The following is a 1,556-nucleotide window of genomic DNA, read 5'->3' as shown; positions in this document are numbered from 1 at the left end:
TGTTCGGTAATCAGTTGTTCTTCGTAGTCGTCCTTGTCCAGGTGCTGGGTCATGTCCAGGCTGTCCAGCAGGCTGAGCTGATCCACCGCCGGAGGCAGCGGCGCCGCGTTGACCTGGGTGGCTCGCAGGGGCTGGCGGTTCAGCGCGCTTTGCAGCCCTTCCAGGAGAATCCGCCCCACGGTAAGGCTGCGGTAATGCGGATCGACGCCCTCGATCACGTGCCAGGGCGCATAGTCGCGGCTGGTGCGGCGCAGCACGCGCTCGCCGTACTTGACGAACTTGTCGTAGGTTTCTGACTGCTGCCAGTCCAGCGGGCTGATGCGCCAGCTGTGCAGCGGGTCGTCCTGCAACGCCTTGAGGCGGGCCTTCATCTGTTTCTTGGACAGGTGGAACCAGAACTTGAAGATCAGTGCGCCTTCATCGCAGAGCATCTTCTCCAGGCGCTCGGCGCCGTTGATCGCCTGGTCCAGGCGCGGATCCTTGATCTCGCCATGGACCCGGCTCTGCAGCATCTGGCTGTACCAGTTGCCGAAGAACACCCCCATGCGCCCCTTGGCCGGAAGCATCCGCCAGTAGCGCCAGGCCGGTGGCCGCGACAGTTCCTCGTCGGTCTGCTGGTCGAAGGTGCGCACCTCGATCAGCCGCGGGTCCATCCATTCGTTGAGCAGCTTGACCGTCTCGCCCTTGCCCGCGCCCTCGATCCCGTTGATCAGCACGATCACCGGAAAGTTCGCCTTCTGGCGCAGTTCGAACTGGGCTTCGAGCAAGGCCTCGCGCAACGCCGGCACCTCGGCATCGTAGGTTTCTTTGTCGATGGCGTGACCGATTTCAGCGGATTCGAACATGGGTGGCTCCCTTCCAAGAATTTTCCAAGACTAGCGGATCGACCTCGGCCAGGGAAAACAAATCCCCGAACCTGCAGCGCCTTGCCATGGATCAAGCGCCGCCGGCGCGATCGGCTAGAATGGCCGCCTTGCGCAACATGAGCCGAACATGATCCCTGAACTGCCCCACGCCCAGCTCGACTGGGACGACCAAGGACGCCCGCGCTCGCGGGTCTTCGACGATGTGTACTTCTCCAGCGAATCGGGCCTGGATGAAACCCGCCACGTGTTCATCGAACAGAACCGCCTGGGCCAGCGCTTTGCCGCCCTGGCCGATGGCGAACGCTTCGTTATCGGTGAAACCGGCTTCGGCACCGGGCTGAACTTTCTCTGCGCCTGGCAGTTGTTCCAGCAACAGGCCCCGACCGGTGCCCGGCTGCATTTCGTCAGTGTGGAAAAGTACCCCTTGAGCCCTGCCGACCTGCAACGGGCCCTGGCCCTGTGGCCGGAACTGGCGAGCCTCTGTGCACCGCTGCTGCAGCAGTACGTGGCAGTGCATGGCGGCTTCCAGCGCATCGTGCTGGAGGGCGGGCGAGTGACCCTGACCCTGCTGATCGGCGATGCCCTGGAGCAACTGCCGCAACTGGACGCCCAGGTCGATGCCTGGTTTCTCGACGGTTTCGCACCGGCCAAGAACCCCGACATGTGGACCGCCGAGCTCTTCGCCGAACT

At 63.6% G+C, this 1,556-nt stretch carries 1 protein-coding gene and 1 pseudogene; one reads left to right on the top strand and one right to left on the bottom strand.

Annotated elements, in window-relative coordinates:
• Positions 1–845 (bottom strand): annotated as a pseudogene (locus tag F6S12_RS31640) (polyphosphate kinase); the annotation flags it as partial.
• Between the two features lie 148 nt (positions 846–993).
• Between F6S12_RS31640 and mnmD the strand changes: the two are divergent.
• Positions 994–1,556, top strand: a 563-nt coding sequence (gene mnmD, locus F6S12_RS31635) for a tRNA (5-methylaminomethyl-2-thiouridine)(34)-methyltransferase MnmD (protein WP_315869845.1), incomplete at its 3' end; no start/stop codon positions are given.

This window comes from Pseudomonas sp. JV245A (assembly GCF_032424515.1).
Taxonomy (GTDB): domain Bacteria; phylum Pseudomonadota; class Gammaproteobacteria; order Pseudomonadales; family Pseudomonadaceae; genus Aquipseudomonas; species Aquipseudomonas protegens.
This window is presented reverse-complemented; position numbering and strand designations above follow the sequence as displayed.